This is a genomic window from Cytobacillus praedii (assembly GCF_001439605.1).
Classification (GTDB): domain Bacteria; phylum Bacillota; class Bacilli; order Bacillales; family Cytobacillaceae; genus Cytobacillus; species Cytobacillus praedii.
Genome location: NZ_LMBX01000010.1, coordinates 74,846 through 92,864, shown reverse-complemented (window position 1 = coordinate 92,864; position 18,019 = coordinate 74,846). Strand labels below are relative to the sequence as shown.

Below are 18,019 nucleotides of genomic sequence, written 5' to 3'. Positions count from 1 at the left end.
TCCTCCTCAACTAGAAGTAATTGCTTTCACAATACTGTCTGAACGAATATCTTCCATTTTGCAATACGATGCGCCTAATTCCTTTGCTAATTCTTTGGCAAGTCCCAGTTGGATAAATCCTGTTTCTGTATCAATAACCATGCTTTTTATCTTTTGAGACTGAATCTCATCACATATTGTTATTGCAGCCTTCCATTGATTATCAGCTGATTTCATTGAATTAGCACGACCATCAGTGATTAAAACTAGAAACGGTGCATAATCAGGTTCTTTATAATTGATCAACCTTATTTTATTCAAGGCCGTTTCAAGTCCTAATGCTAAAGGGGTATTTCCGCCCGTCGGAATTTCAGCTAATTCTTTATTTGCAAGCTCAATACTTCTAGTCGGTTCAAGCAGAACCTTGCTTTCATCATTTGAAAAGGTAATTAACCCAACTTTGTCTCTTTTTTGATACGCCTCTTGCAGTAAAGATAATATCGCTGATTTTACGATGCTCATCCGTTTTTTTACACCCATGGAACCGCTTGCATCGACTAAAAATAATATCAAATTTCCTGTACGCTTTTCCCTCACCTTTTGCCGAAGATCTGAAGAATGAATGACAATAAAATTGCCATTCGATTTCCTTACTTTTTGATATCTTGCTGCTACTCTTATTGTGGCATCAAAAGCGATGTCGGATGGCTTCCCTATTGGAAGCTTGCTTTTAATATAGCGGCCGATTTTTTTTGACGTTATTGTACGTGTCCTTTTTCCATTGCCTTCTTTTCTTATTGAGCTTTTTTGCACAAAAGGCTCGATAAGAGACAAATCAATTAATTCATGTGGCGCTTCCACACTTTCCTTTATAATGCTTTCTTGTTCAAATTCCCCATTCTTATTTATCTGTTCTGCGTGAAACGGTTCCTTTATACTCTCCATCTCTGTCTGATTATTCTCTATTTCAGTTTGAAAAGACTCATCTTTACTTGATTCTTTTTGCTGCTGATTATTTACATCACGAATACGGTGTGGAAGCACAAATTCGGCTGCCTCCTGTATATGCACTATAGATAATGTTTTTTCTTGATTGAGAGCGGCCATTGCCTTAGCTGTTTCAATAAGAAGCAAGTCGGCACGATGCCCTTCACAGCATGCTTGTAAGGTGATTTCAGCTGCAAACCTCTCTATTTCTTCTTGCACGGAGAGCTTCGCAAGTAATCTCTTAGCCTGCTGGATGTGGTTTTGCAGATCAGCAAGCTGCCGCTGTTGCTGCTTACAAAAGCCTTCTTTATCACGTTCATATGCCAATCTGCTCTCAATAATTTTCTTTCTTAGCTGAATATCTGTTTCTCCCTTAACATGTACATACAAACCAAACCGATCCAAGAATTTTGATGAAAGCATCCCTTCCTCTGGATTCATCGTTCCAATTAACAAGAAATCAGAATAATAATCAAATGAGATTCCTTCACTTTCAATCTTGATTTTTTTCGTTTCTTTCACATTCATTAGTATATTTGCCACACCATTAGATAAAAGGTTGACTTCATCTATGTATAAGATTTTCCCATGGGCTCTAGCCAATAACCCGTGCTGGACTTTTCTTTTTCCAGTCTTTAATACATGTTCAAAATTTATTCCGCCGAGAATCTGCTCTTTCGTTGCATTTAGCGGAAGCTCAATTAATGAGGCTGACTCTTCTAGCAAGGGCAAAATTCCTCTGACTAAAGTAGATTTAGCAGTCCCTTTATCACCTGCAAGCAATACACCGCCTATTTTTGGGTTTATTAAGGCAAGGAGAATGGCCTTTTTAGCTTTCTCCTGTCCATATATTGCTGTAAAGGGGTACGACCATTTCCCATTCATTTTTGACACCTCTATTGCAGCACTTGATAACTATTTATTACCGATTCAATAATAGCTGTATCAAATGTTCGTTTTTCAAAAGGCTTTCTTTTTAAGCGATGTGGCACAACAAGGGTTGCTGCTCTTGAAATATCCTCAACATTAACTTTTGTTCGATTTTCAAATGCAGCAATGGTGATCGCCGTCTTTATCATCGTTATATCACATCGATGCCCTTCCACTTCATTCATAATTGCGATTTTCACAGCCATTTCAATCAGCTGATCAGAAACAACTACATCTTTAAGTATGTCTCTTGCAGATAAAATCGAATTTCTTAAGTTGTGCTGATCATCATTAAACCGTTCAATAAATACATCAGGGTTATCTTCAAATTGTAATCTTCGCTGAATAACCTCCATTCGCTTACTCAGTTCCTTCTCCCCATAAACCTCTACTGATAAGGCAAATCGGTCAAGGAGCTGTGGTCTTAAATCACCTTCCTCCGGATTCATTGTTCCTACCAAAATAAATTTGGCTGGGTGGGAATGTGAAATTCCTTCACGTTCAATCACATTGACTCCCATAGCTGCAGCATCTAAAAGGACATCAACAATGTGATCCTCTAGAAGATTAACTTCATCGACGTACAAAATCTGATTATGTGCTTCGGCTAGAATGCCAGGTTCGAATTTCTTTTCACCTGTTTTAATGGCATATTCCACATCTATTGTTCCCACTACCCGATCCTCTGTAGCACTAATTGGCAAATCAATGACCTTTAATGATGCAGATACATACTCTTCATTCATCGCCCAGGAAGGAATAATTTCTGCTAGTGCCCTGACCGCGGTAGATTTCGCTGTCCCTTTTTCCCCGCGAATTAACACTCCGCCAAGAGATGGATTAATTACATTTAAGATTAATGCTAGCTTCATATTATCCTGACCAACAATTGCTGTTAAAGGATACAATTTATGTTGAACCATTTTTATCCTCCTTGTAATTTGTAAACCATGTACTACTTTCTATTTATTAGGCTTTTTGGTGTAAAAAAAGGAGCACCGTCTTCATCACTTATTTTTGCATCTATTGAAAAAACGGTTCTAAATAGATTTTGATTAATTACTTCTATTGGTTTTCCTGATGTATAAATTTCACCATTTTTCATGACAACAATGTGATCACTATATTTAGATGCTTGATTAATATCATGAAGCACCATCATAATTGTCATATGCAATTCTTTATTTAAATACTTTACTAGGTCCATAATTTCTAGCTGGTGTGCAATATCTAAATAGGTTGTTGGCTCATCGAGCAAGAGAATCTTTGGAGATTGAACGACAGCCATAGCAATCCAAGCACGCTGCCGCTCACCGCCAGAAAGTCTTTTAAGTGATTGATGCTGTAAATGAGTAAGATTAGTAATATAAATGGCCCAATTAATCATTTCCTCATCTTTTTGTGATAAATTTTCATACCATTTACGGTGTGGGAGCCTGCCGTGTGAAACAAGATCCCTAACGGTTAATTCAAGTTCATTATTCTGAGTTTGCGTAAGCATCGTAATGGTTTTCGCCAGTTCACGTGAATGAATGATAGAAACTTTTTTTCCATCAATTGAAACATAGCCCTCGTTTGGATGAATCAGATTCGTCATTATTCGCAGCAATGTTGATTTACCTGACCCATTCGGACCGATAATGCTCGTAATTTTTTCTGATTGAACGTGTAAAGATAAATTATGAATGGAAAAAGTTGATGACTGCTTATAGCTGACATGCTCTGCTGCAAATGAAATTGGCATCAAAATCCTCCTTTATTTTTCCTGCAAAATCTTCTGAAGTTCTTTGTTTAAGTAATCCAATGATTCAATAACACGCGGCCCTGGATTCGATCCAAATAAGTGATTTGGCAATAATACAAAATGTTCATTTTTAACAGCATACACATTTTTCCATGATGGATTTTTTTCTATTTCCTTTATAAAGCTAACCTTTGCTGCTTCAGCAGAGCCTGGTGTAATTAAGAAAATGGCTTCTGGATCGGCTTCAATAATCCGTTCAATATTTAACTGTGCATATTGAGGGAATTTTTCTAATTTCGGATAATCCTTTGCAATGTTATAGCCGCCAATGGCTTCTAGGAAATTGCCTGATAATGAATTTGGCAATGCCACCATCCAGTTGCCTGGAACACCAAATATGATCATTGAGCGAAGCTTTTCGTCATTTAAATCTTTAAATTCTGCTATTTTCGTATTGATTTCTGTCATTAATTTCGTTGCTTCTTCCTCTTTATCCATCACCATTCCTAGCATTTCAATTGATTGATTAATTTCATCAATTGATTGTGCACCAGTTAATAAGACATTAATTCCTAGTTGCTTTAGTGCAGGAATATCCTTTGCATTTAATTGTTTATGTGCAATAACTAAATCAGGGCTAAGCTCAGCGACCTTTTCAATATTAATGCTGTTTGTGGAACCGATTTCTGGCACATCCTTTGCTTCCTCTACTTGGAGATCTCCTTCAATAGTTGGCCGGCCAACAACCTCTCCTCCCAAGGCATAAATCGTTTCCATATCCCCTGAACTAAATGCAATGATTCGCTTCGGAGCTTCTTCAAATTTCACTTCATTGTCTGCAAGATCCGTAACAGTAATAGAAGTTGATTGTTCTGCTTTTTCCTCTTTTGAAACCTCCTGCTTCTCTTCAGATACCTGTTCCTCATTGGACTTTTCCTTTGATGATGCTTCGTTCTTTCCGCATCCAGAAACAGTTAGTAATAAAATTATCAGTATTGCAAATAAAATAAAGCCTTTTCTATTTAACATCTTCTATATCCCTCATCTTTTCTCCATAGTCTCATTTATCTTTTTCCAATAATGCTTCCTTTTTTTAATAGATATAAAAAGAATGGTCCGCCTACACTAGCTAATAAAATTCCTACAGGCAATTCAATGGGATCAAACCAGCTTCGTGCAGCTGTATCTGCAAAAACAACGAGCATTCCTCCAAATAATGCGGATATTGGCAGTAGGTAACGATAATCATCGCCAATAAGGATTCGGATGATATGCGGAACGACAAGCCCTACAAAGCCGAGCAAGCCCGCAACACTGACAGCTGCACCCGCAAGAAAAGTACTCAGGAGGATTAATAAGAAGCGGCTTTTTTCAACATGATGACCTAATAGTTTGGCTGTATCGTCTCCAAGCCGTAAAATATTTGCTGTTCTGGCTGCAAATAAAGAGAGAATCAATCCGATTGAAGCATATGGGAATATCGTCCAAAAATGAGGCCAGCTTCTTTCGCTTAATCCACCCATTAGCCATGGGAGAACAGCTTGAACCTTATCACTGTAAATAATCATAATTGCAGATGTAATAGCTCCCAACAATGTATTGATTGCAACACCCGCTAATATAAGCTTTAATGGTGAAACTCCCCCATCCCAAGCAAGCAAATATACAAATGCCGCAGCAATGAAAGCACCAAGAAATGCCCCAAAAGGCAATAAGCTTGTATACTGGGGAAAAATAAGCATGGTAATAATAGCAACTAGTCCTGCACCTGAGGAAATTCCAATAATTCCTGGATCTGCAAGAGGATTTCTCATAATTCCTTGCAGCAAACCTCCAGCAACAGCAAGGCACATACCTACTAGCATCCCGGTTAATATCCTTGGAAGACGTAAATTCCATACGATTTGGTGTTCTAACGTTTGATTCTTCTCTGTTAATCCAGCCCAAATCTCATTAATCGAAAGCTGAACCGATCCTGTTCCAAGACCGTACAAAATGGAAGCAATAACTAGTAAAAAACAAATAATGTAGAGCATTCTTCTCTTTTGCAGAACATGTTTTCTGTTTGTTTCTACTTGCTCATTTATCTGATTCATAACATGATCCCTTCATACAATTCCTTCAATTTCTTAAAATCTATTAATTTTTGTCTTTTTATTTCTATCATCACCTTTTTAATTGAAAATGATTATCAATATTAGCTAATATGTGTATAATTGTAATTGATAATATTTCTCATTACATGTGATTGCAATCACATATTTTTAATATTTTACCAATTCAAACAGGAGTGATTTTGTTGGCAGCCACAGCAGATATCTTGAATCAATTAAAGGGATTTCAAATTTTCAAAGACTTACATAGCTATCAGCTCGAAGAAATTTCAATTGATACACAATGCAAAACGTTCACAAGAAAAACGCAATTATTTGCACAGTTTGAACCAATTGAACATATTTATTTTTTGTTGGAGGGACAGGTTAAGCTTTATCGGATGGATCATAGAGGAAATGAACAAATTGTAAATATCGCTTGTGAAGGGGAAATGTTTCCGCATATTGGATTTTTCCGGCCGCAAACTTATCCTGCCTATGCAGAAGCGATGAAAACTACAGCTGCTCTTGCCATTTCTTTACAGCCATTTAAACGATTCATTAACAAAAATCCTATTATCAGCGAAAAATTAATAAATATAATGGAGGATAAAATGATTGATTTACAATCGCGATTAGAAGAAAAAATGCTCTATCCGCTCTGCGAACAAGTCATATTATTATTAATAAGGCTCCGTGACCAATACGGGCACGAACTTAATAATGATTGGATTTTGATTCAGAACCATTTTTCCAATCGTGAATTAGCAAGCCTAATTGGATCAACTAGAGAAACGATTAATCGGTATTTAAATGATTTAAGGAAACAAGGCGTAATTAAATTTACAGCTGAAGGAAATATTTTAATTCATAAAATAAAGCTAAGCAGATTGATTGAAGTTCATGAGCGATAAGGAAAGAAAAAGGATGAAACCTTTCCAGAAAGGCTCACCCTTTGTGTCCTATTCAATTTGCAGTTTCTGAATTTTATATTGTAATGTTTGCCTTGGAATATCGAGGATTTTAGCTGCTTGTTTGATATTTCCGTCCGTTTGTCTCAACGCATCAGAAATAAGGTCCATTTCAAGCTTCAGCAAATTTGTTCTCAGGGATAAACTCTTATAACTGCTAGTTTTCCCTGCTGTTGATTGAAAATGCTGCTTTAACATAACAGGAAGATCGTTTTCAGTAAGAAACTCTTGTTCACATACATTCATCATATATTCAATTGTATGTTTGAGCTCTCTAACATTTCCTGGCCAGCTGTAAGTATGAAAAAGGGATATTAGTTCCCTGTTTGCCCCCTTAATTCTTTTCTTAAATACCCCATTAAATACTTGTACAAAATGATTAGTTAAAAAGCTCAGATCCTCCTTTCTTTCTCGTAGCGGAAGAAGTTTGAAAGTAAGGACATTCAGGCGATAAAAAAGATCCGCTCGAATTTGCTGCATTTCAAGTGCCTTTTTCGGGTGAATGTTCATTGCTGCAATAATTCGGACATTCACGAAGCTGCTTTCTGTGCTGCCAATCCTTCTGACATGCCCATCTTCAAGCACTCTAAGCAGCTTAGCCTGCAATTCAATTGGCATCATATGAATCTCATCAAGAAAAAGCGTTCCTCCATCAGCAAGTTCAAATAAGCCAGGGCGTTCAACGGCCCCTGTGTAGCTTCCTTTAGAAGTCCCAAATAAAATACTTTCTAATAAGGATTCTGGAATGGCCGCACAATTTTGTGCAATAAATGGACCGTTCGGCCGTAATGAAGCATGATGGATCCCTTGAACCAATAGTTCCTTCCCGCACCCGCTTTCCCCAAAAACCATAATCGGTGAATCGGACTTTGCAAGCTTCTTTGCTTCTTTTTTTACTTCCATTAGTTCCGAATTTACAGTTAACAAACTATCCAGTGTATACTGTGTTCCACTCGGATTTTTCCTTCTTTTATTTGTTTGCCCATTCATTTTTTTCTGTAAATCTAGTAAACTCTCAGAAAGATTTTTTATTCGCGAGTAATCTTTTGCAATTTCAACTGCACCTGCAATTTCTCCATCAACCCGAATGGGCAGGGTAGTATTTATTGTCTCAATCTGCTCCCCATGAACATTGACATAGACTTGGGTTTGATTATATATCGGTTTACTTGTCCTCATGACCTTTAATAAGGTGCTCGTTTGTTCAGATAAGGATGGAAATACGGATAATAAGGGCCTTCCCAATACTTCTTTTACTGTCATTCCATCATGTTTTGCTGCAATCTCATTATAGTAAATGGTATTCCCATGTAAATCTACAACATGAATTCCTTCATCAATTGCCTTTAATATTGCTGAAAGTACTTCACTTGAATTCACTTTCATTTCAGTGATTTCAATCTCCCCCTATCCTTTCGAAAGGTCCTTCACCCATACATTCATGTCCTCTAGCTTGTCAAAGATATAGCAATTATTCATTAATCGACCTCTATAGGAATAACTTAACTGATGCAGAGCTGCGTTCATCCCGAAGGAAAGCGACCTAGCGATTGAATATGCACAATAAATGTTAGCCAACCTTAGCTCTTCTTCAAGCTTTTCTAATAAAATTTTCATTAATCCATGTTTTCTATGTTCAGGCAGTGTAGCACAATCCGTAAGTTCAGCATTTTTGTAAAAGGAGTTTACTTCAGCAGAGGCAGCACTAACTATTACTCCATTAGTTTGGAAGCTATAATAGATCGTTCCTTCATCAAGCGTTCTTCTTATATATTGCGGATCATACAGCGGAGTCGGGTAGATTTGAAACACGTTTCCGTAGAGGAGTGCGAGAGCATCTGCATCATCATAACTGCATTTTTTAATTTTGTATTCGGCTGGAGGTGTTGTTTGCTTCTGTCCTTCGAGTGCAAGAACTTGTTTAATAATTTGATCCTCTTGGATCCATTGTTGGCTTGTCCTTCTCTTAATCGTGTAGTATTTACAAAAGAATACCAAGTTGGAACCAAGAAAATAGCCATCAATCACTGCCTCACATTGAAACCCGTGCTCAACTAGCTTTTCGTACTGCTCTTGTCTTCCTTTAACAATTAGTTTTTCTGCTTGATAAGCTTGTACTAATTCTTCAGCTTTTTCAATTGCTTTATCAATATTTCCCCTTATGTCGTCCACACGGAGACGTTTATTAAAAACATCTATATATATTTCTGCCGCGGAATCTTCATTGAATATTAATTGTGTATTCACTCTTACCTCCTCCTTATTTTCAAAAAGCCCAGCCAAGTTTGGCCAGGCATTATGATACGTTTGCATTAACGGTAACTAATTTTATACTACCATAAACTAGGAATCTATTTCACACCAATCTAGTATAGCTAAGGCGATGATTTCGGCTGCTTCAAACACATCATTAATTGAAATATATTCATTTGCATCATGGGCGACCTCTGTCACACCAGGTCCGAATACGACAACTGGAGTATCACCAACCCGTGATAGTATTCCCCCATCAGTTCCCCATGGTGATGCTTCAATGATTGGTCTTGTATCTTTAACTTTTTCAAAGCAAGTTGTTAATGTTTCCATCAGTGGATGATTTGAATCTAGATTTCCAGGCAGCCATCTTCCGCCAAACCATTCAACTTTCGGCAGACTCTTACTTAGCCATGCATCTGTTTGTGCTAGTTCTAGCAGGCAGTTTTCCAATTCTTTTTCTACATCCTTCATTTCCTCGTTCGGTGCAACCCCGATCCTTCCTTCGATAATTGCTAGATCAGGCACAGATGAAGGCCATTCCCCGCTATAAATTTTCCCTATGTTAATAGGAACCGGAATTGGCGTATTTTGATACAGAGGTTCGGTGATCCTCATATTTCGCTTCTCTTCAAGCTCTTGCAGCTTCATTATTACAAGCATCGCTTTTTCAATGGCATTGATTCCTTCGTAACGCGTCCCGCCATGTGCCGAGCGCCCTTTCACTGTAATTCGAAACCACATCGAGCCTTGCTGCTTTGGAAAGAGCTTCATATTTGTCGGCTCGGGGATAATTGCCCCATCCGCTGTATAGCCTCTTAATACGGCTGCTAAGGTCCCTGCCCCTCCGCTCTCTTCCTCTATAACACTTTGAAAGATAACATCACCTTTTAATTGAATCCCAGATTGAATGATCGCTTCCATTGCAAGAATAAGAGAAACGGTTCCTCCTTTCATATCTGTTGAACCTCTGCCATATAATTTTCCATCCTCCAGCAAGCCGCTGAAAGGATCATGCTGCCAATCCTTCCTATCCCCTTCTGGCACAACATCAATATGCCCATTTAATAGGATGGAGCGCCCGCCGCCAGTTCCTTTTAATATCCCGACAACATTTGGATTTCCCGTGAAATCTGTTCGATCCGTACAAAAAACAGGATGCTTTAGCAGCACATCCTCTCCTATTTCCCAAATATCTAATGAAAGGCCCAGCTTTCGGCATTTTTCTATGATAATTGCCTGTGCTTTGCTTTCATTTCCCCTTGTACTTCCTTCTTGTACAAGCCGCTGAAGAAAGCGTATTCCTTTTGGGCGATTTACACCGAGCCACTCTTTTATTTTCTTTTCTGCCTGCATGACAACACTCCCTTTTTCACCCTTTAGAAACATGCCTACCATTGAAAACTACAGCCTGTATTTGTTTTAATCTCTTGAAATGAATATGGTGGAAATATTTCTTTTAAATGTAAGCCATCATTCGTTACCACAAATACACCCATTTCCGTGATTATTAAATCCACACATCTCGCTGAGGTTAGTGGCAGAGAGCATTCTTTCACAATCTTTGGTTTCCCATGCTTATCTACATGATTCATTAACACAATGACTTTTTTTGCTTTTTGAGCAAGCTCCATAGCTCCGCCCATTCCCGGCACTTTTTTTCCTGGAACGATCCAATTGGCAAGATCACCATTTTCGCTAACTTCTAAAGAACCAAGGATCGTCATATCCACTCTGCCTCTGCGAATCATCCCAAAGGAAATTGCACTATCACAATAAGAAGCTCCCGCCACCACTGTTACAGGAAATCCTCCAGCATTGCATAGATTTTCATCCTCTTCTCCCTTTTTCGGGCTTGGTCCCATCCCCGTGATACCATTTTCCGCATGAAACATAACATTGACATGATCCGGTAAATGATTAGGTACAAGAGAAGGAATGCCAATCCCTAAATTCACTACCATCCCGTTCTTGATTTCCTCGGCTGCTCTTTTGGCGATCCGATTTCGGACATCTATTCCCAAGCCCATGTCCAATTCACCCCTTTTGAAGGAACAATATAATCAACAAACACACCTGGGGTTGTAATTTCATGAGGTTCTAAGCTTCCTAGCGGTACAATTTCCTCTACCTCGGCAATCGTGATATTCCCAGCCATTGCGACTAAAGGATTTGTATTTCGAGCGCTTTTGTCATAAATTAAGTTACCGTATGGATCTGCTTTTTTGGCATAAATTATGGAAACGTCACCCTTTAATGCGGTTTCAACTAAGTATTCCTTTCCTTCCACTATCACCCTTTGTTTTCCATCAGCAACCATTTCATTATCCATTCCGATATCTGATAAAATCGCTCCCAATCCTACTCCACCTGCACGAATTCTTTCAGCTAAAATTCCTTGTGGTGAAAATTCAACTTCCAGTTTGCCTTCGGTCATTAACTGACCAGCAACAGGGTTTGAACCGATGTGGGAAGCAATAATTTTTGCCGCTCTTCCTTCACTTACAATCTTGCCGATGCCGATGTGAGGGAATCCTGTGTCATTTCCAATTAGCGTTAATTCTTTTACTTCTTTATCAAGTATGCCATCAATAATCGTTGGAGGGGATCCAATGCCTCCAAATCCGCCAAAAATAATGGTCATTCCATCTTGAAAGTTCTCCATTGCTCGTTCAATTGTGATGATTTTATTATAGGAGTTTTCCATTAAGCATCATCCTCGATTATTAAATAGATTGCTGTGAATAATCGGAGTGTTTCATGCAGGCGTTTTACTAATTCATCAATTTCGGGAATCGTTATCGTTAGAGGCGGGGCAATTAAGACTGCATCCCCATTCACTCCATCTATCCCCGAACCTGCCGGATAGACGATTAGCCCGCATTTTTCTGCTTGACCAATAAGCTTTTGCGTGAAAAGAAATGAGCGGGGAAAAGGCGTTTTATCCTTTTGATTTTCCACAAATTCCAGACCAATCATCAATCCTTTTCCACGAATATCCCCGATGACTGGAAACATCTTCTGAAGCTCATATAGTTTTTTAAATATATATGTGCTTTTTTCGTCAATCTCTTTCATAATTTCGTTTTTATCCAAATATTCCAAGACTGCTAAGGATACAGCACAGCTTTGAGGATTTGCACTTAATGTGTGGCCACTCATAACAACCTTCGATCCTTGTAAAATAGGCTCCATAATTCGATCGCTAACTAATGCAGCAGCAATCGGCGCATACCCGGCACCCATTCCTTTTCCAAGTGCGACGATATCTGGCTTTATGTCCCAGTGTTCACATGCCAGCATTGGGCCAGTCCGACCAAACCCAGTCATCACTTCATCAGCGATGAAAAGAATGTTGTTTTTCTCGCAAATTTCTTTGATCACCTTATAGTAATCTTTTGGAGGTGTGATTGCTCCGCCAGAAGCACCAATAATTGGTTCTGCAATAAATGCGGCGATTTGTTCTGCACCGATACGTTTTATCACCGTATCAAGCTCTTGTGCACAAACATATCCGCATTCAGGAGCCTCACGATTATAAGGGCATCTATAACAGTAAGGCGGATGTATAACAGGAAAGTCTTCAAGAAGCGGGATGAATCTAGCTCTTCTTCCTGTGTGTCCTGACATCGAGAGAGCTCCAAGAGTGATGCCGTGATAACTCATCCATCGTGAAAGGACTTTGTTTTTTGTGTATATGCCTTTTTCCTGCCAATATTGAATCGCGATTTTCATTGCCGTTTCTGTCGCTTCTGAACCACTATTCACAAAAAAGCTCCAATTTAAATCACCAACTGATAACTCTGCAATCTTTCTTGCTAAATTTTCTGCAGCATCACTCGTAAACTGTGAGCGGTAGACAAAAGAAACCCGCTTCGCTTGTTCATGCATGGCCTCAATAATCTCCTCCACTCCATGACCAATATTTGCGGTAATCGCTCCTGATGATGCATCCAAATATTCTTTTCCAGTTTTGTCGTACAAGTAAACCCCTTTTCCATAATCAATGACGGGATAAATCGTTTCCAGCATCGGCTTAATTAAATTTGTTTGCGTCATAATCTCCCTCCATCCAGCTTAAAGCAAGTCCTTAACTTTTTTCAGCTAATTAAGTATATGAAAGGATTGTCTAATTCTTTCTTAGAGAATATGAAATTCTATTATTCTATTTTATTATGTATCCTAAGTTTAAATTTTTGTTGCTGATTTTCGCTCTAAACACCCCTTTTCAATAGAGTCCCACGCATTTTTCTGTACAGCGGATACTATAATCAATATTCAGCTCCTAAAATTTAAAAAACTGTCTCTTATAAGGAGACAGTTCGAAATGTTTATTTACCAAGCACCAAAGCAGCTTGCACCGATGATAATTAAAAGAATAAACAACACAACAATCAATGCAAAGCCACCTGAAAATCCGCAGCAATTCCCTCCATAAGCACCAGCTACTGGATAACCGTATCCTGAAAAACACGGATCATAACCGCAACCATATCCATATTGCATACTATTCACTCCTCATAAGTTATAGGGCATTTTCCATATTAAATTATGTTATAGGTGCTTGACCTGTACGGGTATTTGCCCAAATAATCTGGAAAAGTTTATATACTAGTGAGCAGACCACTAGTTTTTAATATAAAAATAACCTCTTCTTATGGAAGAGGCATTGTGTTTATCATTATACTTTTTTATACTTCTGCTTCAAGCCGCTGCTGATGCTTTTCCAGCGTTTTTTCTCTTCAGACTGCGCACGTTTATCCTGCTTTCTTTCAAGATAGGCTAATTCTTTTTGAAGCTTTTTATAACTAGTTAAGCGATTTTGATCCAATAGGCCATTTTCGATTGAGTGAATGACCGCACAGCCTGGTTCATTCTCATGTGTGCAATCTCGAAATTTACATTCGTCTGCCATAGACTCAATATCTGTAAAGCTTTCAGCCAAACCGTTCTCACTGTCCCAAAGCTGCAGCTCCCGCATCCCAGGCGTATCAATCAATACTGTTCCCTGTGGCAGCAAAATCAGTTCTCTATGGGTGGTTGTATGTCTGCCCTTATCGTCCCCTTCACGAATCGTTTGTACCTTTTGTTTTTCATCGCCTAATAGGCAGTTTGTTAAAGTAGACTTTCCCACACCAGATGAACCAAGGAGTGCGATTGTTTTTCCCGGTATCAAATATGGCTGAATATCTTCAAGACCTCTCTCTTCAACCACACTGACAGATACGACCGGAACCCCCATTGCAATTGCTTCGACTGCAGCAAGCTTTTCTTCTAAATCATTGCATAAATCAGCTTTCGTTAAGACAATTACAGGGTTAGCCCCGCTTTCCCAGGATAGCAGCAAATATCTTTCTATCCGTCTTAAGTTTAAGTCATCATTTAGTGAATTAACTAGAAAGATTGTATCCACATTCGCAGCAACAATTTGCTCTTCCGTATTAATTCCAGCTGCTTTTCTTGAAAACTTGCTTTTTCTAGGCAGAACCGCATGAATCGTTGCACGATTTTCTCCTGCCCTCGTTTTCAGAACAACCCAATCTCCCACCGCAGGATAATCATCTCTTGATGCTGCTACAAAGGAGAATTTACCAGACACTTCACATAAAAGCTCTTCTTCTTCTGTCCAAACACGATACATTCTTTTATGCTCAAGAGCGACCCGTCCTACCTCATAGCCCGCTTCTTTATATTGTTCAAACTCATTTTCAAAATAATCGTTAAAACCAAATGTTTGTAATTTCAATGAATGTTCCTCCATGCTATTTAATTTACGTACAACAAAAAAACCATAGGCAACACAGCCCATGGTTTAATAAGCATAGAAAGATAAACAAAATTCTACAACTATCAAACAGAATGGATTTGGGCTGTGCAAGTGTCAACTACAATTAACGTACAAACAATTAATAATTTTTCCATTACACTTCACCCACCTTCCGTTGATTTATCTTTATTATATGGAATTTACATCCATAAGTAAAGCTAATTTTTTGTTATTTTGCAGAAATTTTACAAAACTATATTTTAATTATGAAGTCCAAACACGTGACACCAACCTATATCGTTTTGCATATGTTACTAAAGTATACGATCTAGATAGGAGCGAGGGGTATGTCTCTAAATAGAAATCAAAATAATCACTTTCAAAAAGCAGGGCTATACGATCTATTAGCCAACTATTATAAATATATAGACCCAGCAAGGCACATCGCTTATTATCAAAAGCACCTAAAATATATGACATTGGCAGTTCAATCCATGCGCACACAAATGAATCCACCACAAAACGGTCCAGTTCTCCCTGCAAAGATACGGTTCATTCATGGCTCTAATGATGCATCAAATGTTGATATTTATGTAAATGGTTCAAGGGTCATAAAGGATTTCCCGTTTAAAGAAGCAAGTACCTACCTTACTCTTCCAGCTGGAAAATATCAAGTGGATATCTATCCAGCTGGAAATATGGTTTCAACCGTATTAAGCAGAAAGATCAACGTGGGACAAGGAAAAAACTATTCTTTCTTATTCAGCGGGCATGGAAAAAATTTAAAGTGGCTTGCATTGGAAGACGAGCTTCACGTTCCTTACGGGGAAACAAAAGTAAGGTTCATCCATCTAGCAGATGATGCACCTGCATTCGATATTGCGGTTAAAGACAGAGATGTGATTTTTCCTAATATCGCCTACCGGAAATTCACTAGCTATCTAGGACTTTCACCAATGACAGTTGATCTTGAAGCACGAATCGCTGGGTCCAAAAACGTTGTATTACCCATTCCACATGTTCGTTTAGAACCGAACAAAGTATATTCTATCTTATTATTAGGGTCAGTTGCTGACGGACCTGAGCTTGAAGCCATAATGCTTGAAGGTTAAAAAAGGCATGACTGCTGTCACGCCTTTTTACTCCTTTACCGGTACTAATAAAGTGAACCGTATATTATCATTCTTTAAATTGAATTCATCAACCTTTACTTTGAGATCACTCTTTAGTTTCATTTTTTGCAGTGAAACATATATTTTTTCTTCATTCGGGTGAATGGTTACCCCTTTTGGAAGTTTATATTTGTCGCCAATAAACTTTAAAACATACGAAACCGGTAATTGAAGTTTGCCTACAGATATAGACTTCTGCTGCAGAACAATGTCTCCATTATCTAAAACCTGTGGTTCAAACGTAAGCTTTAGCTGGATATCTTGACTAAATACCGGAATCAATCCATATAATTCAACTTCATCATTTAATATCACTTTATAATCAATTGCTCCTGTCAATCCTTCTTTTTGGAGATAATGATTGATTACTTTGTTTAAATCTTGTTTATCTGTCTGAATTTTAAAAGGAACATAATCGTCCGTGTTTAAATTTTCTGCTATATACTTTTCCTCTGTTGCTGGTGTTTTCAGTAATATGAAAATGACCAGTATAAATATAACAATAATACTTAGCAAAAGAAAAAATAGCATTTTCCATTTCTGACCCTTCAATATCCATTCTCCTTGTTTTCAGTTGAAGCCTTTTCGAGTACTTCTTCATTTATTTTTTCAAAAATTCGATTGGCAATTAATTTATATCCTTGATCATTTGGGTGGAAATAATCTGTGTGAAGAAGATTTTCTCCTTCATCATAAAAAAGATCTGCAATCTCAACAAAATAAGTATTCGGATATTTCATTAATACATCTTGACTTACTTGATTCCATTCACCAATAATTTCATTAATTTCCTGTATATCCGCAAACCATTTAAAGAATGGATTATACAAACCAACTAATATCACTTTGCTATTCGGATTATCCTTGCGAATTGCAGTTAATACTTCCTTCAAATTTTTTTCGTATACTTTTCTTTGCTGAGTAAACGCTTTAAGATTCAAACTTGAGAAATTTTCCCTTACAACCTTCATTACATCATTGCCCCCTATTGTTACAATGACATAATCAGCATCTTTCACAGCATCTCTTACCTCGTTTGAAGCAAGCTTTTTTAAGAGCTGATCCGAGCGATTTCCTTTAATGCCGAAATTATTAAATAAAGCATTATTTATCGACTTATCTTTTTCAAGCAGCTCCTTAAGATACGGCACATAGCCGCCTCGTTTCGTACTATCTCCAACACCTTGTGTTAATGAATCACCAACAGAAACAATTTTAACATCCTGAGGAATAAACTCTTCTGGTACCTTCTCCTTGATCATTAACCCTACTTCTTTATGCTGATTTAACTTTTCCTTTATAATTGAATGCGGATTGCATGAAGCTAAAAACAGTATGCTTAGAAGAATAAATGGAACGATTTTTTTCATGTTATCACCCGGCTTTTATTGAAAATGAAGCATCTAGCTGAAGGGCTATTTGATACTTAGTATTGATATTATAACACGATAAATGAATTACATAACGTTCCAAACCTGTTTCATCTGGATGTAAAATATTAACTTAGATCGTTTCAAAAAAAATAGACCTATCCATAAGGTCTATTGTAATGTTTTGATATCATCAATAATTTCTTCAAATGGAACTTCTTTATCCCCGCTATATAACTTTTGAATTTTACCTTCTTTATTTACTAGATAAAAGTATGATTGATGAATGACATAGTCATCATTTGCAGGCTTTTGTACGATTGTTTTGAAATGTTCCATCGCGAATGCTTCGATTTCTTTTTGTTCATATCCAGTTAGAAAATGCCATTTTTTTAAATCTGCATTAAATAATTTGCTATACTCAGCTAATACTTCTGGTTTATCAACAGTAGGATCTACACTGAAGGAAACAAATTCAATATTATCGATTTTCTCTTTCTTTGCCATTTCTTGTAATTTACTCATATTAAAAGTCATTGGCTGACAAATATCTGGACAAGCAGTATAAATAAAATCTGCAATCCAAACCTTGTCCTTTAGATCAGATAATCCAAAAGATTTATTGTTTTGATCTGTGAAAGTAAAATCCGGAACTGGCCAGTTTCTAGCATCCTTTAATTCTCCATTGCTACATGCCGAAAGAAGAATAACAGTTAGTACACTTATAATTATCAATAATCGCATTTTCATTAT

The 18,019-nt window shown here is 37.6% G+C and carries 18 protein-coding genes; 2 read left to right on the top strand and 16 right to left on the bottom strand.

The genetic code is table 11. The features are described 5' to 3' along the window. Positions 1-6 precede the first annotated feature (6 nt). The 5 genes from ASU02_RS12615 to ASU02_RS12595 are packed head-to-tail and all read right to left on the bottom strand — an operon-like array spanning position 7 to position 5,736. Positions 7-1,851, bottom strand: a complete 1,845-nt coding sequence (locus tag ASU02_RS12615) for an AAA family ATPase (RefSeq protein WP_057764081.1) — start codon at positions 1,849-1,851, stop codon at positions 7-9. Between the two features lie 11 nt (positions 1,852-1,862). Continuing rightward, entirely contained in the window at positions 1,863-2,819 is a 957-nt protein-coding gene (locus tag ASU02_RS12610; RefSeq protein WP_057764079.1) for an ATP-binding protein, read from the bottom strand. A 32-nt stretch (positions 2,820-2,851) separates the two neighbouring features. Beyond that, positions 2,852-3,640 (bottom strand): ABC transporter ATP-binding protein, encoded by a 789-nt coding sequence (locus ASU02_RS12605; RefSeq protein ID WP_057764077.1) that lies wholly within the window; start codon positions 3,638-3,640, stop codon positions 2,852-2,854. Positions 3,641-3,652: 12 nt separating this feature from the next. Beyond that, a complete protein-coding gene (locus tag ASU02_RS12600; protein ID WP_057764075.1) occupies positions 3,653-4,669 on the bottom strand; it encodes an ABC transporter substrate-binding protein in 1,017 nt (338 codons plus the stop codon). A gap of 35 nt (positions 4,670-4,704) precedes the next feature. Further along, a complete protein-coding gene (locus ASU02_RS12595; protein ID WP_057764073.1) occupies positions 4,705-5,736 on the bottom strand; it encodes a FecCD family ABC transporter permease in 1,032 nt (343 codons plus the stop codon). Positions 5,737-5,939: 203 nt separating this feature from the next. Here ASU02_RS12595 and ASU02_RS12590 point away from each other — a divergent pair, with 203 nt between their 5' ends. Then, complete coding sequence (locus ASU02_RS12590) at positions 5,940-6,647, top strand: Crp/Fnr family transcriptional regulator (RefSeq protein WP_057764071.1); 708 nt, start codon at positions 5,940-5,942, stop codon at positions 6,645-6,647. 48 nt (positions 6,648-6,695) lie between these two features. Here the strand turns inward: ASU02_RS12590 and ASU02_RS12585 are convergent, their stop codons facing one another. From ASU02_RS12585 to rsgA, 8 genes are all read right to left on the bottom strand, one after another. Beyond that, on the bottom strand, positions 6,696-8,090 hold the full coding sequence (locus ASU02_RS12585) for a sigma-54 interaction domain-containing protein (RefSeq protein WP_269745975.1): 1,395 nt from the start codon (positions 8,088-8,090) through the stop codon (positions 6,696-6,698). 21 nt (positions 8,091-8,111) lie between these two features. Continuing rightward, positions 8,112-8,951: a putative beta-lysine N-acetyltransferase gene (ablB, locus tag ASU02_RS12580; protein ID WP_232426246.1), complete on the bottom strand. Its 840-nt coding sequence runs from the start codon at positions 8,949-8,951 to the stop codon at positions 8,112-8,114. Between the two features lie 96 nt (positions 8,952-9,047). After that, entirely contained in the window at positions 9,048-10,313 is a 1,266-nt protein-coding gene (locus tag ASU02_RS12575; protein WP_057764210.1) for a peptidase, read from the bottom strand. Between the two features lie 35 nt (positions 10,314-10,348). Then, positions 10,349-10,987 (bottom strand): 3-oxoacid CoA-transferase subunit B, encoded by a 639-nt coding sequence (locus ASU02_RS12570; RefSeq protein ID WP_057764067.1) that lies wholly within the window; start codon positions 10,985-10,987, stop codon positions 10,349-10,351. Continuing rightward, entirely contained in the window at positions 10,972-11,664 is a 693-nt protein-coding gene (locus tag ASU02_RS12565) for a CoA transferase subunit A (RefSeq protein ID WP_057764065.1), read from the bottom strand. Before ASU02_RS12565 ends, ASU02_RS12570 begins: the two co-directional genes overlap by 16 nt. After that, positions 11,664-13,016: an aspartate aminotransferase family protein gene (locus ASU02_RS12560; RefSeq protein ID WP_057764063.1), complete on the bottom strand. Its 1,353-nt coding sequence runs from the start codon at positions 13,014-13,016 to the stop codon at positions 11,664-11,666. Before ASU02_RS12560 ends, ASU02_RS12565 begins: the two co-directional genes overlap by 1 nt. Before the next feature lie 276 nt (positions 13,017-13,292). Next, positions 13,293-13,463 carry a YjcZ family sporulation protein gene (locus ASU02_RS12555; protein ID WP_057764061.1) on the bottom strand — a complete coding sequence of 57 codons (171 nt, stop codon included), beginning with the start codon at positions 13,461-13,463 and terminating at the stop codon, positions 13,293-13,295. 175 nt (positions 13,464-13,638) lie between these two features. Continuing rightward, positions 13,639-14,718, bottom strand: a complete 1,080-nt coding sequence (gene rsgA / locus ASU02_RS12550; RefSeq protein ID WP_198317435.1) for a ribosome small subunit-dependent GTPase A — start codon at positions 14,716-14,718, stop codon at positions 13,639-13,641. 353 nt (positions 14,719-15,071) lie between these two features. Here rsgA and ASU02_RS12545 point away from each other — a divergent pair, with 353 nt between their 5' ends. Beyond that, positions 15,072-15,836 (top strand): DUF4397 domain-containing protein, encoded by a 765-nt coding sequence (locus ASU02_RS12545; protein ID WP_057764058.1) that lies wholly within the window; start codon positions 15,072-15,074, stop codon positions 15,834-15,836. A gap of 27 nt (positions 15,837-15,863) precedes the next feature. On the opposite strand, the gene ASU02_RS12540 is transcribed toward ASU02_RS12545, so the two are convergent. The 3 genes from ASU02_RS12540 to ASU02_RS12530 all read right to left on the bottom strand — a co-directional run bounded on the left by ASU02_RS12540 (position 15,864) and on the right by ASU02_RS12530 (position 18,016). Beyond that, on the bottom strand, positions 15,864-16,448 hold the full coding sequence (locus tag ASU02_RS12540) for a YpmS family protein (RefSeq protein ID WP_057764056.1): 585 nt from the start codon (positions 16,446-16,448) through the stop codon (positions 15,864-15,866). Further along, complete coding sequence (locus ASU02_RS12535) at positions 16,445-17,266, bottom strand: SGNH/GDSL hydrolase family protein (protein ID WP_057764054.1); 822 nt, start codon at positions 17,264-17,266, stop codon at positions 16,445-16,447. The genes ASU02_RS12540 and ASU02_RS12535 overlap by 4 nt, the downstream gene beginning before the upstream one ends. A gap of 171 nt (positions 17,267-17,437) precedes the next feature. Beyond that, positions 17,438-18,016, bottom strand: coding sequence for an SCO family protein (locus ASU02_RS12530; protein ID WP_232426244.1), 579 nt, complete (start codon positions 18,014-18,016; stop codon positions 17,438-17,440). Positions 18,017-18,019 lie beyond the last annotated feature (3 nt).

Bases quoted from the DNA above. Each gene is read 5' to 3' on its own strand.
- ASU02_RS12615 (WP_057764081.1), bottom strand. From the start codon at position 1,851: ATGAATGGGAAATGGTCGTACCCCTTTACAGCAATATATGGACAGGAG.
- ASU02_RS12610 (WP_057764079.1), bottom strand. From the start codon at position 2,819: ATGGTTCAACATAAATTGTATCCTTTAACAGCAATTGTTGGTCAGGAT.
- ASU02_RS12605 (WP_057764077.1), bottom strand. From the start codon at position 3,640: ATGCCAATTTCATTTGCAGCAGAGCATGTCAGCTATAAGCAGTCATCA.
- ASU02_RS12600 (WP_057764075.1), bottom strand. From the start codon at position 4,669: ATGTTAAATAGAAAAGGCTTTATTTTATTTGCAATACTGATAATTTTA.
- ASU02_RS12595 (WP_057764073.1), bottom strand. From the start codon at position 5,736: ATGAATCAGATAAATGAGCAAGTAGAAACAAACAGAAAACATGTTCTG.
- ASU02_RS12585 (WP_269745975.1), bottom strand. From the start codon at position 8,090: ATGAAAGTGAATTCAAGTGAAGTACTTTCAGCAATATTAAAGGCAATT.
- ASU02_RS12575 (WP_057764210.1), bottom strand. From the start codon at position 10,313: ATGCAGGCAGAAAAGAAAATAAAAGAGTGGCTCGGTGTAAATCGCCCA.
- ASU02_RS12570 (WP_057764067.1), bottom strand. From the start codon at position 10,987: ATGGGCTTGGGAATAGATGTCCGAAATCGGATCGCCAAAAGAGCAGCC.
- ASU02_RS12565 (WP_057764065.1), bottom strand. From the start codon at position 11,664: ATGGAAAACTCCTATAATAAAATCATCACAATTGAACGAGCAATGGAG.
- ASU02_RS12560 (WP_057764063.1), bottom strand. From the start codon at position 13,016: ATGACGCAAACAAATTTAATTAAGCCGATGCTGGAAACGATTTATCCC.
- ASU02_RS12555 (WP_057764061.1), bottom strand. From the start codon at position 13,463: ATGCAATATGGATATGGTTGCGGTTATGATCCGTGTTTTTCAGGATAC.
- rsgA (WP_198317435.1), bottom strand. From the start codon at position 14,718: ATGGAGGAACATTCATTGAAATTACAAACATTTGGTTTTAACGATTAT.
- ASU02_RS12545 (WP_057764058.1), top strand. From the start codon at position 15,072: ATGTCTCTAAATAGAAATCAAAATAATCACTTTCAAAAAGCAGGGCTA.
- ASU02_RS12535 (WP_057764054.1), bottom strand. From the start codon at position 17,266: ATGAAAAAAATCGTTCCATTTATTCTTCTAAGCATACTGTTTTTAGCT.
- ASU02_RS12530 (WP_232426244.1), bottom strand. From the start codon at position 18,016: ATGAAAATGCGATTATTGATAATTATAAGTGTACTAACTGTTATTCTT.